The following is a 16,387-nucleotide window of genomic DNA, read 5'->3' as shown; positions in this document are numbered from 1 at the left end:
GGTAGAAATCGTAGATCCCTACTTTGTCGTAATCCTTTTGCCCTTTGCGGCTCGTACCTTGATTGATGGTCAGGTTGAAGGACGGTTTCCCCCCCCCCCCCGGGTAGCTCCGCTCTTGGTCGTAATCATGATGACGCCGTTGCCGGCGCTCGATCCGTAGAGGGCGGTAGAGGCGGCATCTTTCAAGATGCTGATGCTTTGAATGTCTTGCGGAGCGATGTCCGAAATCGCACCGTTGTAAATGCTGCCATCCACGATGTACAGGGGCGACGAAGATGCGTTGATGGAACCGAAACCGCGAATGCGGATGCTGCTGCTGGCTCCAGGCTGACCGGTGGAGGTGGTGACTTGAACGCCGGGAGCGAGCGCACTCAGCGCGTTCGACACGTTGGTAATCGGTCTTTTCTCCAATTGTCGAGCGCTGACGGACGCCTGGGCGCCTACCAGCGACTGTTTCTTGGCCGTGCCGTAGGCGATGACTACCACCTCGTCCAACGCTTTCGTGTCCGGTTCGAGTACGATGCGCATGACCGGTTCGATCGCCACCGTCTGCGTCGTCATACCTACGTAGGAGACTTTTAGGAATTTGGCATTCGCCGGCACTTTGAGTACGAAATTTCCGTCGCGATCGGTCGAGGTGCCGATGGTACGTTGGCCGCTCACCACTACAGAGGCCTGAATAACCGGGGCATTGTCCGTGGATAGGACGACGCCTCTCACTTCTCGCTCTTGGGCAAAGATCCCTACGATGCCTGTAAACAGGCAGTAAAGGATTGGAAATAGTTTTTTCATAGATATTTTTTTAAGTGTTTTATGTTATAAATATAAGGTTCTTTCCAACATGGATGTACGAGCCGGGCTTTTCCGGGCCCGGCTCGGTATGGACGCCGCTTTAAAGTTCGTCGGCGAGCGGGGGTTGAGGCGTTTCGCCGCTGCCCCGCTTTTTCTGTCCCATACTCAGGTTGTAGGCGGTCTTCGCCTCGCCGATGAGCTGGTTCATGCGGAGGATGAGCGACTCGATCGCGGTTCGTACCTCGGGCGTGCCGAGCACGTAGCTGCCGTCGATGTAACGGCACACCAGGTAGTAGGCGGCGTCGGTTTGGGGGCGGATTTCGCGCGCGGAGGGCAGCTTGCTTTCCACGCGGAGGGTCATGCGTTCCGTCTGCAAGTCTTGGTACTCCTTGTTCACCGTTTTCAGTCGGGCTACCGTGGGCGCCAGGCCCAATTTCTGCACGTCGGGCTTCGCCTCCGTTTTGTCCAGATCCTCCAAGAGTCCGATGATGTGCAACGTTTCGGCATCGTAGGCCTCACCTTGCAAGCCTCTGTAGGGGTCGACGGCGTAGCCGATGCGTTCGGCGGCCTCTCTGGCCTCGTTATCGACGCTGTTGAGCCGTTCGTTGCTCACCGTGTTGAAGAGGTAGCTCAACAGTTTGTCGCGCTCCCCGTCTTTTTCCAGCATTCGTTTGGAGAGGATGCTCGCCTCCGCCTCTCGGTTGATGGAGACTTCGGTGTCGATGTACTCGCGCCATTCTTTCAGCAGCGCGTCGCTGAGATGCAGGGTGGCAAGCTCTTCGCCCGCGATGAGGGCGTGCATGCGGTTGTGGAACTGTGCGTGCAGCGCATTGGGGTACCTGCCGCAATTGCTTCGGTCAATTTTCAGTAAATTTTCCATGACAGTTAGTTTTTATGGTTAATAATAGTCGGCGAATCGCTCGCCGGAAATCAAACATCGGGTTCGGCGTTGCCGATCGGCTCGACGGGATCTAAAATCCATTTTAGGCGTTGTCGATCCGCTCGGCGGGACCTAAAATCCGTTTTAGGCGTTGTCGATCCGCTCGGCGGGACCTAAAATCCATTTTAGGTGTTGTCGATCCACTCGGCGGGACCTAAAATCCGTTTTAGATGTTGTCGATCCACTCGGCGGGACCTAAAATCCGTTTTAGGCGTTATCGATCCGCTCGGCGGGACCTAAAATCCGTTTTAGGCGTTGTCGATCCACTCGGCGGGATCTAAAATCCGTTTTAGGCGTTGTCGATCCACTCGGCAGGATCTAAAATCCGTTTTAGGTATTGCTGCTTCGTGTTGCAAAAGTAAAACTTCCGTTTTGGTGTCAGTACATAATGCGCGGGAGTAATGTTCCCCGCTCGCTTTTGTCGGCTGGCCGGTTGGGTATCAATCAGGCAATCGGTGTAGCCGGGCGTCTATTTTTTCATTTGTGCAGTTGCAAATATAGTCAATCTTTATAAAGAACCAAATAAAAAAGGAAGAATTTTGAAAAAAAAATCGTGCGGCGAAAAACGGTTGGTCGGCGGAGGATGTGGATGTAGGGAACGGGAAGGGAGGGAATAATCTCTGCGATTCGGTTGCGGTTCCGGCGAAATCTTCATAGTTTTGTAACCCGAAGGGCCTCGAGATTTACTTTTTAATGAACGGAAAGATGATTCCTTACCGAATGAACGTAACCCTGCTGCAGCGGGATATCGTCGCAGCCGCTCCGGCGGAGAACCGCCGACGGATGGAAGGGCTTTTGGAGGGCTTGCCCGAAACAGACCTGGTGGTCTTGCCGGAGATGTTCTCTACCGGCTTTTGTACCCTCGATCGTCGAGACACGATTGTCTACGATGACGGAGAAACTTTGCCCTGGATGCAACGGATGGCGGAGAAATATCGGTTTGCGTTGGCGGGAAGCCTCGCCTGTCGGGTAACGGAGGCGGTGCGCCGTAACCGTTTCTTTTTCGTCATGCCGGACGGTGCCGTTCGGTTTTACGATAAGAAACACCTGTTCTCCTATGCCGGCGAAGAGAGGTATTTTACGGCGGGGGATCGGCGCGTGGTGGTCGAGTATAAGGGTTTTCGCTTCCTTCTGCAAGTGTGCTACGATATCCGTTTTCCCGTCTGGTCGAGGTATCGCGGCGATTACGATGCCATCATTTACGTAGCGAATTTCCCCGCTTTGCGGATCGAGGCTTGGCGAACTTTAGTGAGGGCGCGGGCGATAGAAAATCAGTGTTATGTGATCGCAGTCAACCGGGTAGGGTCCGATCAGGCGACGAGCTACAACGGATACAGCGCCGTGATCGATGCGTACGGAGAGCCCTTGACGGCATGCGCCGACGAAGCGTGTATCGCCTCCGCCGACCTGGACAAACGGCGGCTCGACGTGTTCCGCCGGCAATTTCCCGTCTGGAGAGATGCCGATTGAGCGTCGCCATGCGTCAAGTTGGTTGTCGGCCTTTCCAGTCAGTATAAAGAGCGATTAAGTTCTTTAATCCGAAAACTTTCATGTTGTCGTGGTAGACCACATCGATGCAGAGGTCGAGCAAATCCTTGCAATTGCCTTCGGCTCCTGCGATGAGCGAACGAATATTCAATTTCAGCTTCTCTAAAACCGATTCGTCGATGATGCCGTTACTGTCTATCAATTGGTCGAACAGGGCGTACTTGCCGATGGTTTGAAGATTTTCTTCCGAAATGCGGATACTCCTTGTGCCGGAAGCATTGGATAGTATGGTATACATGGTGTTCAAAAATGTTATGTTTCTTTTATTGATGGTGCAAGCGTTTCTCACCGGCCGGCATTTAAACGGCGAAATTCTCCGGGTGTTTCCCTGTGAATCGGGAGAAATACCGTTTGATTTTCCGCATGTCGGCTGTGGCGTCTCCGCCGGGTTGTAAAATCATCTCCGCCACGATGCTTTTTGTTCTGTAGTCGATGGCCACCGGAACGATGGGAATTTTTGCCCCTAAGGCTATGTAATAAAAGCCGTGTTTCCAGTTCGGGTTGGGCTTTCGCGTACCTTCCGGCGTGATGCCGAGGTGAAAGGTCTTGGTGTTTTTCGCCATCTCGACGGTTTGTTCCACGGTGGAGGTCTTGCGGCCGCGATCGATCGGAATCCCTCCCATTTTCTTGAGAAGAGGTCTCAAGGGCCAGAAAAACCACTCTTTTTTCATCATGAATTTCGATTTCCATCCGTAGGTATGCGCAAAGAGTTCCCCGATCAGAAAGTCCCAGTTCGACGTATGTGGTGCAATCGCGATGATACATTTGTCGGGAAGCGCGACGGAGATCCTGCCCGTCCATCCCATGAGCTTATGAAAGATAAATCCGAAAAAGACTTTCTTCATGGTTCCGTTCGGTTGCCCGCTTTCTCCAATTCGTCGATTACGATTTTTATCTCTTTATCCAAGTCGGCAGTCAGGGCTTTGTAGAAATCTTTGACATTGCCCGGTTCGGTATGACTGACGCGCGGAATGAGCTTCAATACGCGGTCGACGGCATCGACTATCTTTTGGCGGTCGACACCCGCTACCAAACTCGCAGTCAATAATTCTCCCGCCATGTAGGAGAGTTTCTTTTTAAGCGCTCTTCTCGTTGCCATAATCAATCGATCTAAAGGTGATTACTATATTTCGGCGTAAAGGTAGTATTTTTTTTACAGTCTTCCTTTTCATATTTCCGAAAAAAAAGCGAAATTTGCCGTTGCTTAACGAGAAGAATATTTTTTTCAAAAGATTGATTGTAAAATGATAACGAAAAGTGCATTACAAATGGCGAGAGCCGCTTATCAGCCGAAGCTTCCCAAAGCTTTGCAGGGGGCGGTAAAAGTAAGAGAAGAAGAAGCTACACAGGCTGTTGCCGATCGGGAGGAAATCAAGTCGCTCTTTCCCAATACTTATGGGATGCCTCTAATCCGCTTCGTGGAAGGTGAGAAGAGGGAATCGCCCACTTTTAACGTGGGCGTAATCTTGTCGGGAGGACAGGCTCCCGGTGGGCACAATGTGATTTCCGGCTTGTTTGACGGCATCAAACGATTGAATAAGGACAACCGCCTTTACGGCTTCCTGATGGGGCCGAGCGGTTTGATCGAACATCGTTATACGGAATTGACCGCTGATATCATTGACGATTATCGGAATACCGGCGGTTTCGATATGATCGGCTCGGGGCGCACCAAATTGGAAACGGAAGATCAGTTTGAAAGCGGTTTAAAGATAATTCGTAAATTGGATATCCAGGCGATTGTCATTATCGGTGGCGACGATTCGAATACCAATGCTTGTGTGTTGGCCGAATATTATGCGGCGAAGAAATACGGTGTCCAGGTGATCGGTTGTCCTAAAACCATCGATGGCGATTTGAAGAATGCCATGATCGAGGCCTCTTTCGGTTTCGATACGGCCACCAAGACTTATTCCGAGGTAATCGGCAATATCTTGCGCGATTGTAACTCCGCCCGCAAATACTGGCATTTTATCAAACTGATGGGGCGATCGGCATCGCATATTGCCTTGGAATGCGCGCTGCAGGTTCAACCGAACGTCTGTTTGATTTCTGAAGAAATTCAGGAAAAGGATATGACTTTGGACGACGTGGTGACCTACATCGCCGAGATTGTCGCCCTGCGTGCCGCCGAAGGTAAAAATTTCGGTACGGTACTGGTTCCGGAAGGCTTGATTGAATTCATTCCCGTCGTGAAACGGCTGATCAGCGAGTTGAACGATTTTTTGGCGAAGAACGGCGAAGAGTTCGCTGCCATCGAACGTGCCCGACAACGGGAATACATCGTGTCCCGGTTGTCGCAGGAAAACGCCGAACTTTATGCCTCCCTTCCAGAAGAAGTCGCCCGGCAACTTTCTCTGGATCGCGATCCTCACGGCAATGTCCAAGTTTCTTTGATCGAAACGGAGAAATTGTTGAGCGATATGGTCGGCTCGAAATTGGCCGAATGGAAACGGGAAGGGAAATTTGTCGGTAAATTCGCTGCCCAGCATCACTTCTTCGGTTACGAAGGACGTTGCGCAGCTCCTTCCAATTTCGATTCCGATTACTGTTATTCGTTAGGGTATACGGCTTCCGTATTGATTGCGAACGGTAAGACCGGCTATATGGCTTCCGTCCGGAACTTAACCGCCCCTGCTGCGGAATGGATTGCCGGCGGTATCCCCATTACGGCGATGATGAATATGGAGCGTCGCAACGGAAAGATGAAACCGGTTATCCAAAAGGCGCTGGTCGAGTTGGAGGGAGAACCGTTCAAAAAGTTTGCCGCTCAGCGCGACGTGTGGGCGAAGGAAACTGCTTACGTCTATCCGGGCCCGATTCAATATTTCGGCCCGAAAGAAGTTTGCGATCAGCCTACGAAGACTTTGCAGTTCGAGCAAGGTAAACCATAGGTGTCGCCTGCCGACGGGAACGTATGAAAAGATATTCGATCGGCGCTGAACTTCGCGAAAGTGAACGAGGTGTATCAAAGGTATCGGGGATGAAAAGACGAGGCTTGATACACCTTTGTCTTTTATAGTAAGAATATGAAACGGATGATCAAATCGACCGAGAACATCGGGCCCAAAACGCTCCGAAAGAAGATGAAGCGGAAGGTCGTTGCCGGAAAACGGAAAAGTGCTTCCCGACAAAGGAAAAAGCCGCCTCGTCGGGATCTTCCACCGGGATTGTTTTATCTGGTGTCGATCGGGATTGCCGTACTCTTTCTATACTTTTTCTATGCCTTTTTCATCCGTCCCTATTCCTATCGGTGGAAACCTTGTTATGGAGTAAAAAGCTACGGTGTCTGCATGCCTGCCGGCGACTATGTACATGGAATGGATTTGTCGCATTATCAAGGAGAGATAGATTGGCGCAGGTTGGACGATGCCCGAACGGGATCGTTCCCTATTCGGTTTATCTTTATGAAAGCGTCGGAGGGAGGCGATTTGGAAGACAAAACGTTTAAGGCGAACTTCGATTCTGCACGAGCGCATGGATTTATCCGCGGCGCCTATCATTTTTATAATCCCAAGACCGATCCCCGCAGACAGGCCGATTTCTTTATTCGGCACGTAGAGTTGGATTCCTTGGATTTGCCTCCCGTATTGGACATAGAACAGAAACCGGAGGATAGAGCACGATTTGAATCGGATGTGAAAGTTTGGCTCCGCAGAATCGAAGCGTACTATGGAGTAAAACCCATTATTTACGCTTCTTATCGGTATAAGACGAAGTATCTGAACGATTCCGTCTTCGATGCTTATCCTTATTGGATCGCCCATTATTACGTGGATTCAGTAGCATATAAAGGGGCATGGAAATTCTGGCAGCATACCGATGTCGGCACTCTGCCCGGCATTGAGGAGAAGGTCGATCTGAATGTATTCAATGGAACTTGGGAGGAACTCATGGCTATGACCGTTCGGCGTCGACCTTGATTATGGACTGAGTTTCGCTGTACGGCTCGATGGTAAGTTACTTCGGTATATTTTAGCAATTTGCGGATGATATTGCAAAGTTGGATTTAAATTCGTATTTTTAGGCGATTTGCAGGCAGCCTTTCGCCTACTTTAATAACATACATAAAGAAAAGATCATGAAAAAGTTATGGGTAATAGGCATAGTGCTGATTAGCACGCTCGGCGTTTCGGCGCAGGTTGAATTCGGTGTCAAGGCGGGGGTGGGATTCAGTACGCTTTCGGGGCCTTCGGAGATGAGGCTGGCGTATAAAGTCGGCGTAGAGAGTTACATCCCTCTTACCCGACAGGACAATTGGACTTTCAACCCGGGACTTTTCTTCGCTGCAAAGGGGATGAACTTCAAAGGCTTTTACGGTAAGGAACAAATCGTCAGGGCGAATCTGGGGACTTATTTGGATTACCTTGAGATGCCGCTTTACATTGCTTATTCGTTGAAGTTCGGTCGGAGGATGCCTGCGGGAATCTTTTTCAAGGCGGGACCCTATATTGCTTACGGGCTGATCGGAAAAACACAGATAGAAGTTCCCGATTTTGAAAACTTCCGAGGAACTTTCGGCACGAATCATTTTGCAGGAGCATGCGATTACGATCGTCTCGTTCGTTACAAAGAGACTGAAACGGTGACGATGCCGCCCTTGCATCGGTTCGATGCGGGACTGGGCGTAGCTGTCGACTTCGTTGTCCGTCATCTGACGATGGGGATGGAGTGCACTTACGGCTTGACGCCGCTTTGCGCCGACATGTTCTTAGGCGCTCATCCCCGCAATGTGATGTGCATCTTTAACGTCGGATATCGATTCTGATTGCTGCTATTTCTCCGCAATGCACTCCATCTCAATCAACCACTCCGGCCGACAAACTTTTGCGCCGACTATCACGTGCGGAACGGTCGGGTAACGGTTGCGCATGTAGGCTTCGGTAGCCGAATAGTCGGATACATCGCGTAGATAGATGATGAAATACCGGATGTCGTCCATGCTCGCTTCTCCCTCTTTAAGCAAGGCTTCGATATTCTCTAACAAACGGTTTGTTTGTTTTTCCAAATCGCCCAAGTAGAGTACGTGTCCGTATTTGTCTATGCTGGCCGTACCCGAGATGTAATATATCTTTTTGCCGGGCAGCGAGAGGCGCGTGCCACGCTCGAACGATACGCCGTAGTCGTGCGTGGGGCTCAGGTGGTCTAATGCTTTCAAATAGAATTTGTCTTCTTCCCGGATGTTCGGATAGGTCAGGAAGTCCATCGCCACGAAAGCATTCCGCACGCAGGAGTTCCCTCCGATGCCGGTGCTGGCTATGAAGTGGGTGTCCACCGATAGGCCGTATCGTTTGAATACGTCATTCCGCGCTTTGACTACTCCGTTGTAATTATTATCGATGTCGTTCACGTAAATCCATGTGCGCACCAGGTTGCGATCCATCGGCGAATCCTGATCCTTTTGCGATTTCAGGTATTTCTCGAATAAGATCATGGTTTCCAAGTAAGAGTTGTTGCAGCTGGCTTCCTCTTCCGTCAGGCGGAAAGGCTGGAAAACGAACGGACACACTTCATCCGAAGTCTTCAACAGGAGGGTTATCTTAGAGCCGTCCAGCGGCACTTGTTCGACGATGGTGGGAGCCGCATCGGAAAGAATCTCCTGATATAGTTTGGATTCGATTAATTGCCGATATTGATTTTGAATATCGCTGAGGAATACCTTGCAGTATTGAAGTCGACGATGGTGCTTTTGTTCTTCGGTGAGGTATGAAATGGTTCTGGCGCTTATCTCTTCCATGCGTTCTGCAAAAGAATCCCTGCTTCGGCACGCTATTATTTCGTATTTATCCATAAGAGTTATATTTCCGGGTCGCAAAGATACTGTTTTTTTTCTGTACAGGAAAGGTTCGAAAGAAAATACCTATAAAAGGGGATACATCTCCTTTGCTTTCGGTCAAAGTCTGTTCCGGGCGAGGGCAAACGAATCGATTGCTATTTCTCTCTACACTCTTCTTCGCTAAGTCTCAAGCTTCCGATTTAACAACTCCCACGGTTTTCTATGTAAAGGAGGAGACGGAGTACTTTTGCGCCATCTTAGCTGGTTTCTTTCAGGGGATTCCACCCTTGTGCTTTCAATTCCAGCTCCTGGCCGTCTCGCGTAATGAGCGCACGCCCGAGCTCAGGTTCCGTGATGTATCCGATCTCCTTTACTCCCGACATGTCTTGGATTTTCTCGTGCAAGACGAGAGGAACGGTAAAGAGCAATTCGTAATCTTCACCTCCGTTCAGCGCGCAGGTGGTTACGTTCATGTTGAACTCTTCTGCCATGACTGCGGTTTGGTAGTCGATGGGGAGGCGATCTTCGTAGATGCGGCACCCCGTGTTGCTTTGCGAACAGATATGCATCAGTTCGGAGGAGAGCCCGTCGGAGATATCCATCATAGCGGTAGGCTTTATGCCTGCCTGGGCTAATGCTGCGACGATGTCCTTGCGGGCTTCGGGCTTCAGTTGACGTTCGAGGATGTATTCTTTTCCGGAGAAATCGGGGTCGATCTCCTGTTTCCCTCGGAATACTGCTTTTTCCCTTTCCAATAATTGCAATCCCATGTAAGCGGCTCCCAAGTCGCCGCTCACGCAAATCAGGTCGGTGGTCCGGGCACCGTTGCGATAAACCACTCGTCCTGGCTCCGCTTCGCCGATGCAAGTGATGCTGATGGCCAGTCCCGTGACCGAAGGCGCAGTGTCCCCGCCCACCAAGTCAACGTTGTACGCTCGGCACGCCAATCGGATTCCGGCATACAGCTCTTCCATATCCTCTACGCAGAAACGTTTGGAGATGGCGATGGAGACGGTCATTTGCTTCGGAGTTCCGTTCATGGCGTAGATATCGGAGAAATTGATGATGGCCGCCTTGTATCCCAGATGTTTCAGTGGAGTGTATTGCAGGTCGAAATGAATCCCCTCCATGAGCAGGTCGGTGGTTACCAGGACTGGTTTGTCGGGGTAGGAGAGGACGGCGGCATCATCTCCGATACCGTATCGGGTTTCTGGATGAACGGGTTCGATACCTGTTGTCAGACGTTTGATGAGTCCGAATTCGCCGAGGGTGGAAATTTCCGTTCTATTGATTTGTTGCATCTCCGCTTCGCTTTATCATTTCGCGCATGAGTTCGGTCATCTTTTCCTGAGAAGCGTCCGCCGCTTTCTGAACGTCTTCGTGAGAGATTTTTTGAATTCGGTTTTCGACTCCCATGTCCGTCACGACCGACACGCCGAATACTTTCATACCGCAATGGTTGGCCACAATCACTTCGGGGACGGTCGACATACCTACGGCGTCGGCACCCCATAAGCGAAACATTTTGTATTCGGCTGGTGTTTCGTACGTAGGACCTTGTGTTCCCAAATAAACGCCTTGCTGTACGTGTATGCGCTTTTCTGCTGCAATCTTCAAGGCGAGGGCGATCAAATCTTTCGAATAGGCTTCGCTCATATCGGGAAAACGGGGCCCGTCGCCTACGTTCGGGCCGTGCAGCGGGTGTTGCGGAAAGAAGTTGATGTGGTCGGTGATGATCATCAGGTCGCCCACGTCGAACAGCGGATTGGTACCGCCTGAAGCGTTGGATACGAACAGCGTCCGGATTCCCACCTCGTTCATCACTCTGACAGGGAAGGTCACTTCGTGCATATCATATCCCTCGTAGTAGTGAAAACGGCCTTGCATGGCTATGATGTCTTGCCCACCCAACTTGCCGAAAATAAGTCGGCCGCTGTGGCCTTCCACCGTCGAAACGGGGAAGTGCGGAATGTCTTTATAGTCAATGCAATAGGGAGCGACGATCTCATCGGTTAAACGTCCCAATCCCGTACCTAAGATAATGGCGATTCGGGGATTAGAACGTATGCGCTGCTTGAGAAAAGCGGCTGTTTCTTTGATTCTTTCTAACATAGTCTGATATATTTGAATTAAATGATTCTGCTTGGTTCTGAAGAAAAGCAATTTCGATCGGGAGCACGTAGATGTAAGGCTTAAGCTGTTCGTCCAAAAGCGGATGATGTTCCAAACGAGCGGCATCTTTTTCTGTGGTAATGATCATGCGCCTCTTTTCGGGCAGTTTCAAGAAACGTTCTTTGAGCATGCTCAAATCGGCTGCTGTAAAGTCGTGGTGATCGTGAAAAGCTAACAGTGAGGTGTGCTTATTATATACCTTCAGATCTTTGACCATCTTTTCGGGGGATGCGATACCCGTAAGCAGGAGTATGTGTACATCCTTGTTGACACAACTCAACGGATAGGTTTTTCCGATCTTGGAGAGCGGATAGAGCTTCCCGTAGTTCAGCATGGTGAAATATAACTGCTGGTAGCGGAAAAGATCCATCTTTTTGGTGAGGATGCGGAATTCCATCGGGTTGATTTCCTTGTGGCATTTGGTAATGATCACGATGTTCGCCCTCGTTTTTCCCGATTCCGGCTCGCGCAGCCTGCCGGCGGGAAGTAGGGCATCGTCGCAAATCAGTCTGTGATAGTCGACTAACAGAATGTTCAGCCCGGGTTTGACGTACCGATGCTGAAAAGCGTCGTCGAGCAGAATTACGTCCAGATTTGGAGCGACGGATTCCTTCATCAGCATTTCGATCCCCTGCCTGCGATCGGTATCCACGGCGATGTAGGTCTCGGGAAACTTTTGTTTCATCTGGTAGGGCTCGTCGCCGATTGTCGAATGGGGAGTATCGGATTTTGCCAGGATAAATCCTTTCGATTGGCGTTTATATCCCCGGCTGAGGACTGCTACTTTCCACTGGCGACTCAATAGCTTTATCAAATATTCCGTATGAGGTGTCTTGCCTGTTCCGCCGACCGTGAGGTTTCCGATGGAGATGATGGGTATCGGGTAGCTGCGTTCTTCCAGCACTCCCCAATCGAAGAGTTTGTTGCGCAGCTTGACGCCCAGCCCATATAACCACGCAGCTGGTAAGAGCCATTTGTTTATTTCGATAAAGTTATCTTCCATGCCTCATCTGATGTTCGGCTCGAAAGACAATCTGGCCTGAATAGGATATGCGTTATCCAGGTGTTTCAAGAATTGGAACCCACTGTAGAATTCTCCCAAGTATTCTTTCAGTTCGCTTTGAACCATTCTGTCTTTTTGATTGGTTATCAAACTGCTCCAGAATCCTTTTTTCCCCGGATAACTCAGTATCGTATAACTTTCGAGGTTTGCTTTTTTCGCTGCTATCTCCAATGCCTTATCCAAGCCGCCGATTTCGTCTACTAAGCCCAATTCCTTGGCGCGAAGTCCAGTCCAAACCCGGCCTTCCGCAATTCGTTCGATCGCTTCGGGCGACATACCTCTGCCTTCGGCGCATCGTTTCACGAAAAGGGCGTATCCGAGGTCAACATAGTGCTGAATGACAGCTCTTTCGCTTTCGTTGAAAGGTCGTTCGGGGGAGCCGAAATCGCTCATGCGGTTCGTCTTCACCACGTCGAAGCGGATGCCTAATTTATCCTTCAACAGCTTGCTTGCATCGGGGAACATGCCGAAGACTCCGATAGAGCCTGTCAGGGTGGTTGTTTCCGCCACGATGGTATCTGCGGCGCACGAAATGTAATAACCACCGGAGGCGGCGTAATCTCCCATGGAGACTATGATCGGTTTGACGCCTTTCGTCTTTTCTACTTCGCTCCATATCTGTTCCGACCCGTAGGCGCTGCCGCCGGGAGAGTTTACCCGAAGCACGATAGCCCGGATGTTTTTATCTTCGCGCAATCTTCTCAAATCCTTTGCCACTTTCTTGGAATCGATATCTCCCGCACCTGCAAAGGGCAATCCTCCGTTCAGATCGATTTCGCCACAGGCATAATAGACGGCGATGACATTGCCGCTTTTGTCTTTCGGAACGTTCCGCCTCACATTCACCATGTCTTCCAGCAGGAGCGTACGCAAGTTCTCGTCTTCCGATCTGCCCGACAATTGTTTCAGATAGTTGCGGACTTCATCTCTGTAGAGTAGCGTATCTACCAGGCCGCATGTTACATATTCCTGCGCCGGCTGAAGATCCATTAGCCTGTCGGCGTATGCATTCAGCGAGTCGACAGGGAGATTCCTGCTTTCGGAGACCTCGTCGATCATCTTTCCCCACAAGTCGTTGAGGAGCAAGGTAACCTGCTCGCGATTCGCATCGCTCATCTGTGTGGAGGTGAAAGGTTCCACCGCCGATTTATAAGTCCCGACTTTGAAGACCTGCATCTGAATGCCAATCTTATCTAGCAACTCCTTGTAAAAGACGGGTTGAGAAGCCAAACCGTGCCAACTCAACGAACCTTGCGGATTGGCGATCACCTTGTCCGCCACGCTCGAGAGGTAATAGTTCGCCTGATTGTATTGATCCGCGTAGGCTACGATGAACTTGCCGCTTTCTTTGAAATCGAGCAAGGCCCTGCGGATCTCCTCGTTTGTGGCATAGGAAGAATAACCGAGAATCGAGGATTCCAGATAAATTCCTTTGATGTTTTCGTTTTCTTTCGCTTTTTTGATAGACGTCAGGATATCGTCCAAGCCGTACGTGGGGTAATTTTCCTCCAGCAGCGTCGACAGCGGATTATGTTGCGACCGTTCTGTAATGATACCGTTCAACTGCAACTCGAATATCGAATTTTCTCTTACTTTCGTTTCCGAATCAGACGAAGTGAATATCCCGACAAACGATACAATTCCTATGATACAAAAGACGATTCCTGCCAACACAATGCCGACCAGTGTAGCAAGTGTATACTTTAGAAAATCTTTCATTATAACGAAGAATTAAATTAATGATATGCCTAATTTGCAAACAAAAATAAGATATTGTATTCGGAAATGCAAAGAAAATGTCTGATTTCGTATGTAAATTTAGCTGTGTATGATTTAAACTATATTTTGTACGGTGAAAATTTAAATCGGAATGAGAAAGTCATTGTCTCTTCCACTTAATTTGCTGGGTAAGTTGACTCAAACGCACCTGTTTTTAGTGGACGTAGGTATCTGACTGTTGAGTGATAGGGCGGTGGAGTTGCTGGTGAAACAGACTGAGAAGGACGGCAAGATTTCCTATTATGATATGTATGCTCAGTTCGGCCTTGCCTTAGGCGAACATCTGCAGATCGAAGACGAAGTACTGAACCGGTTGAGCGTTGCCATATTGTCGTTGCCCGGCGACGTATTGCGAGGCGTCAAGTGGTTGGAAACGGCTTCCGGAATGGAACAGCATCCGCAGGTGCGCTGGCTACCGGATTATCTATTTACCAATCCTGAATATCAAAAGTGCCATTTGCTCTATTATACCGGTATTACGTGTACGGCAAAAGGAATTTTGACGGAGGTCGTCCGAAACATGTTTCTCAATGTCACCCAACATCTCGACTTGCTGGCCCGGATGAAGCGTCATACCTTGGATGTGTACGAAGCGATTCAGCGGGGAGACTTGGAAGAGACAGGTCGACTGGTTCGGAAGATGTGGGAACAGGACAAGAGATTGGATGTAGGCACCGATCCGCCTCAGGTCGAGGCCATCATCCGGTTGATCGACGATTATTGTTTGGGATACAAGTTGCCGGGTGCCGGTGGCGGCGGATTCCTGTACATGATAGCGAAGGATACGGAAGCATCGGCGCGCATTCGGTAAGTGTTGCCCCGGCAACCGAAGGTTCAAGGAATCGTTGGTTTATTGACTTTACGATGGATAACCATGCCTGCGCATTCCGATTTTCTCCTGTCACGGGGATCTGTGGGACGATTTAGGGCGATTATCTCAGCGCTTCCACTTCGTCGGCGGCGAGGGGAACATAGATGTGTCCCAACCGTCTGGCTCCAGTTTCGGTGATCAGATAATCTTCCTCGTTACGCAGACCGGTAAAATCTTTGTACGTTTCCAACTTCTCGTAATTGATAAAGTCGGCGAAGCGATGTTCGGATTTCCAGTAATCAATCAACTCCGGGATGAAGTAGATTCCCGGTTCGATGGTCAGCACGAATCCCGGTTCCAAAGGTCGGGCGAGGCGCAACGACTTCAGACCGAATACGGTGCTTTTGGGTTGTCCGTTATAGCCTACCCATACCTCACCCAAATTTTCCATGTCGTGCACGTCCAGTCCCATCATGTGCCCTAGTCCGCAGGGGAAGAACATCGCATGGGCTCCGGCTTCGACCGCCTCGTGAGTGTCGCCTTTCGTGAGGCCCACAGCTTTCAACCCGTCGAAAAGAGTACGGCAGGCCAGTTTATGAATGTCTTCAAAAGGAACGCCCGGTTTTAAGGCGGTCACGGCCGCTTGATGGGCGGCCACCTGAATGTCGTAGATTTCTCGCTGGCGGTCGGAGAACTGTTTGCCGGCGGGGATTGTCGACGACATGTCGCCCGCGTATCCCATCGATGTCTCGGCTCCGGCGTCTACCAGTAACATGTCGCCTTCTTTGACAGAGTGAATATGGACGTGATTATGCAGGGTCTGACCGCATACTGTAGCGATCGTCGGAAAAGCGAGCGGACATCCGTTTTGCTGGGCGGCGGCTTCGATAACTGCGGTCACTTCGTATTCCTTCATGCCGACTTGCAGCGTCTTCATCGCGGCCGTGTGCATTTGGGCGGTCACGTCGCAGGCGCGATCGATCTCGGCGATTTCTTCCGCACGCTTGTGGTTTCGCATCTCAACGATGGCTCGGATGAACGGCACGGACGGTCGTTCCGTACCGGGCTTCACATTTAATAAGTGGAAGAGTTTCACCTGATGCTCGGGGCGGTAAGTCGGCAGGTAATGTACGGGCTGCCTTTTATCGATCGCTTTTTTTACATACTTTTTCAACTCGGCGGTAGGGAGCGTATGATCGACTCCTATCCGTTGCGCTTTCTCGTGCAGGGTGGGTTGCGTTCCCATCCAAACGATGTCGTCGATGGTGAGTTCATGGCCAAAGACGATTTCTTTATCCTCGTCGATATCGATCACGGCGCTCAGGCCTGCGAAATTCAGTCCGAAGAAATAAAGAAAGGATGAGTCTTGACGGAACCGGTAAGTATTGTCCGCGTAGTTCATTCCGCTTTCTTCATTGCCTAAAAACAGCAACAGTCCGCTGCCCATTGTTTTTTTGAGTTGAGTGCGGCGATCGATATAAATTTCTTTTGCAAACATGATATGGA

General features: G+C 50.3%; 15 protein-coding genes and 1 pseudogene. 5 read left to right on the top strand and 11 right to left on the bottom strand.

The genetic code is table 11. From position 1 onward, the window contains the following. Positions 1 to 69: 69 nt before the first annotated feature. Both BN102_RS11170 and BN102_RS07640 read right to left on the bottom strand, forming a co-directional pair. Positions 70 to 792, bottom strand: coding sequence for a TonB-dependent receptor plug domain-containing protein (locus BN102_RS11170; protein ID WP_245545348.1), 723 nt, complete (start codon positions 790 to 792; stop codon positions 70 to 72). A gap of 100 nt (positions 793 to 892) precedes the next feature. Further along, positions 893 to 1,672: a DUF6261 family protein gene (locus tag BN102_RS07640; protein WP_019208533.1), complete on the bottom strand. Its 780-nt coding sequence runs from the start codon at positions 1,670 to 1,672 to the stop codon at positions 893 to 895. A gap of 765 nt (positions 1,673 to 2,437) precedes the next feature. Here BN102_RS07640 and BN102_RS07635 point away from each other — a divergent pair. Beyond that, complete coding sequence (locus BN102_RS07635) at positions 2,438 to 3,202, top strand: nitrilase-related carbon-nitrogen hydrolase (RefSeq protein WP_245545346.1); 765 nt, start codon at positions 2,438 to 2,440, stop codon at positions 3,200 to 3,202. Between the two features lie 13 nt (positions 3,203 to 3,215). Here BN102_RS07635 and BN102_RS07630 read toward each other — a convergent pair whose 3' ends face one another. From BN102_RS07630 to BN102_RS07620, 3 genes are all read right to left on the bottom strand, one after another. After that, complete coding sequence (locus tag BN102_RS07630; protein WP_019208531.1) at positions 3,216 to 3,518, bottom strand: DUF8442 family protein; 303 nt, start codon at positions 3,516 to 3,518, stop codon at positions 3,216 to 3,218. Between the two features lie 61 nt (positions 3,519 to 3,579). Further along, the gene (locus BN102_RS07625) at positions 3,580 to 4,125 is read right to left on the bottom strand and encodes a 1-acyl-sn-glycerol-3-phosphate acyltransferase (RefSeq protein WP_019208530.1); all 546 of its coding nucleotides are present in this window, start codon (positions 4,123 to 4,125) and stop codon (positions 3,580 to 3,582) included. Beyond that, a complete protein-coding gene (locus BN102_RS07620; RefSeq protein ID WP_035455511.1) occupies positions 4,122 to 4,379 on the bottom strand; it encodes a hypothetical protein in 258 nt (85 codons plus the stop codon). The genes BN102_RS07625 and BN102_RS07620 overlap by 4 nt, the downstream gene beginning before the upstream one ends. A 148-nt stretch (positions 4,380 to 4,527) precedes the next feature. Here BN102_RS07620 and BN102_RS07615 point away from each other — a divergent pair, with 148 nt between their 5' ends. From BN102_RS07615 to BN102_RS07605, 3 genes are all read left to right on the top strand, one after another. Continuing rightward, positions 4,528 to 6,174: a diphosphate--fructose-6-phosphate 1-phosphotransferase gene (locus BN102_RS07615; protein WP_036787718.1), complete on the top strand. Its 1,647-nt coding sequence runs from the start codon at positions 4,528 to 4,530 to the stop codon at positions 6,172 to 6,174. A gap of 135 nt (positions 6,175 to 6,309) precedes the next feature. Then, positions 6,310 to 7,203 carry a glycoside hydrolase family 25 protein gene (locus tag BN102_RS07610; protein WP_019208527.1) on the top strand — a complete coding sequence of 298 codons (894 nt, stop codon included), beginning with the start codon at positions 6,310 to 6,312 and terminating at the stop codon, positions 7,201 to 7,203. A 158-nt stretch (positions 7,204 to 7,361) separates the two neighbouring features. Beyond that, on the top strand, positions 7,362 to 8,048 hold the full coding sequence (locus tag BN102_RS07605) for a porin family protein (protein WP_019208526.1): 687 nt from the start codon (positions 7,362 to 7,364) through the stop codon (positions 8,046 to 8,048). Between the two features lie 6 nt (positions 8,049 to 8,054). On the opposite strand, the gene BN102_RS07600 is transcribed toward BN102_RS07605, so the two are convergent. The 5 genes from BN102_RS07600 to sppA form a co-directional block, all read right to left on the bottom strand. Beyond that, the gene (locus tag BN102_RS07600) at positions 8,055 to 9,071 is read right to left on the bottom strand and encodes a Rid family hydrolase (protein ID WP_019208525.1); all 1,017 of its coding nucleotides are present in this window, start codon (positions 9,069 to 9,071) and stop codon (positions 8,055 to 8,057) included. Between the two features lie 242 nt (positions 9,072 to 9,313). Continuing rightward, a complete protein-coding gene (thiL, locus tag BN102_RS07595) occupies positions 9,314 to 10,357 on the bottom strand; it encodes a thiamine-phosphate kinase (protein WP_019208524.1) in 1,044 nt (347 codons plus the stop codon). Beyond that, a complete protein-coding gene (locus BN102_RS07590) occupies positions 10,341 to 11,168 on the bottom strand; it encodes a purine-nucleoside phosphorylase (protein ID WP_019208523.1) in 828 nt (275 codons plus the stop codon). The genes thiL and BN102_RS07590 overlap by 17 nt, the downstream gene beginning before the upstream one ends. Further along, positions 11,113 to 12,231, bottom strand: coding sequence for a tetraacyldisaccharide 4'-kinase (gene lpxK, locus BN102_RS07585; protein ID WP_019208522.1), 1,119 nt, complete (start codon positions 12,229 to 12,231; stop codon positions 11,113 to 11,115). Before lpxK ends, BN102_RS07590 begins: the two co-directional genes overlap by 56 nt. A 3-nt stretch (positions 12,232 to 12,234) precedes the next feature. After that, positions 12,235 to 14,010: a signal peptide peptidase SppA gene (gene sppA / locus BN102_RS07580; RefSeq protein WP_019208521.1), complete on the bottom strand. Its 1,776-nt coding sequence runs from the start codon at positions 14,008 to 14,010 to the stop codon at positions 12,235 to 12,237. Positions 14,011 to 14,410: 400 nt separating this feature from the next. Between sppA and fkp the strand changes: the two are divergent. Next, positions 14,411 to 14,878, top strand: a pseudogene (fkp, locus tag BN102_RS07575) (bifunctional fucokinase/fucose-1-phosphate guanylyltransferase); the annotation flags it as partial. A gap of 124 nt (positions 14,879 to 15,002) precedes the next feature. Here fkp and BN102_RS07570 read toward each other — a convergent pair. Next, the gene (locus tag BN102_RS07570) at positions 15,003 to 16,379 is read right to left on the bottom strand and encodes an aminopeptidase P family protein (RefSeq protein ID WP_019208519.1); all 1,377 of its coding nucleotides are present in this window, start codon (positions 16,377 to 16,379) and stop codon (positions 15,003 to 15,005) included. Positions 16,380 to 16,387 lie beyond the last annotated feature (8 nt).

This window comes from Phocaeicola abscessus CCUG 55929 (genome assembly GCF_000312445.1).
GTDB classification, from domain to species: domain Bacteria; phylum Bacteroidota; class Bacteroidia; order Bacteroidales; family Bacteroidaceae; genus Phocaeicola; species Phocaeicola abscessus.
This window is presented reverse-complemented; position numbering and strand designations above follow the sequence as displayed.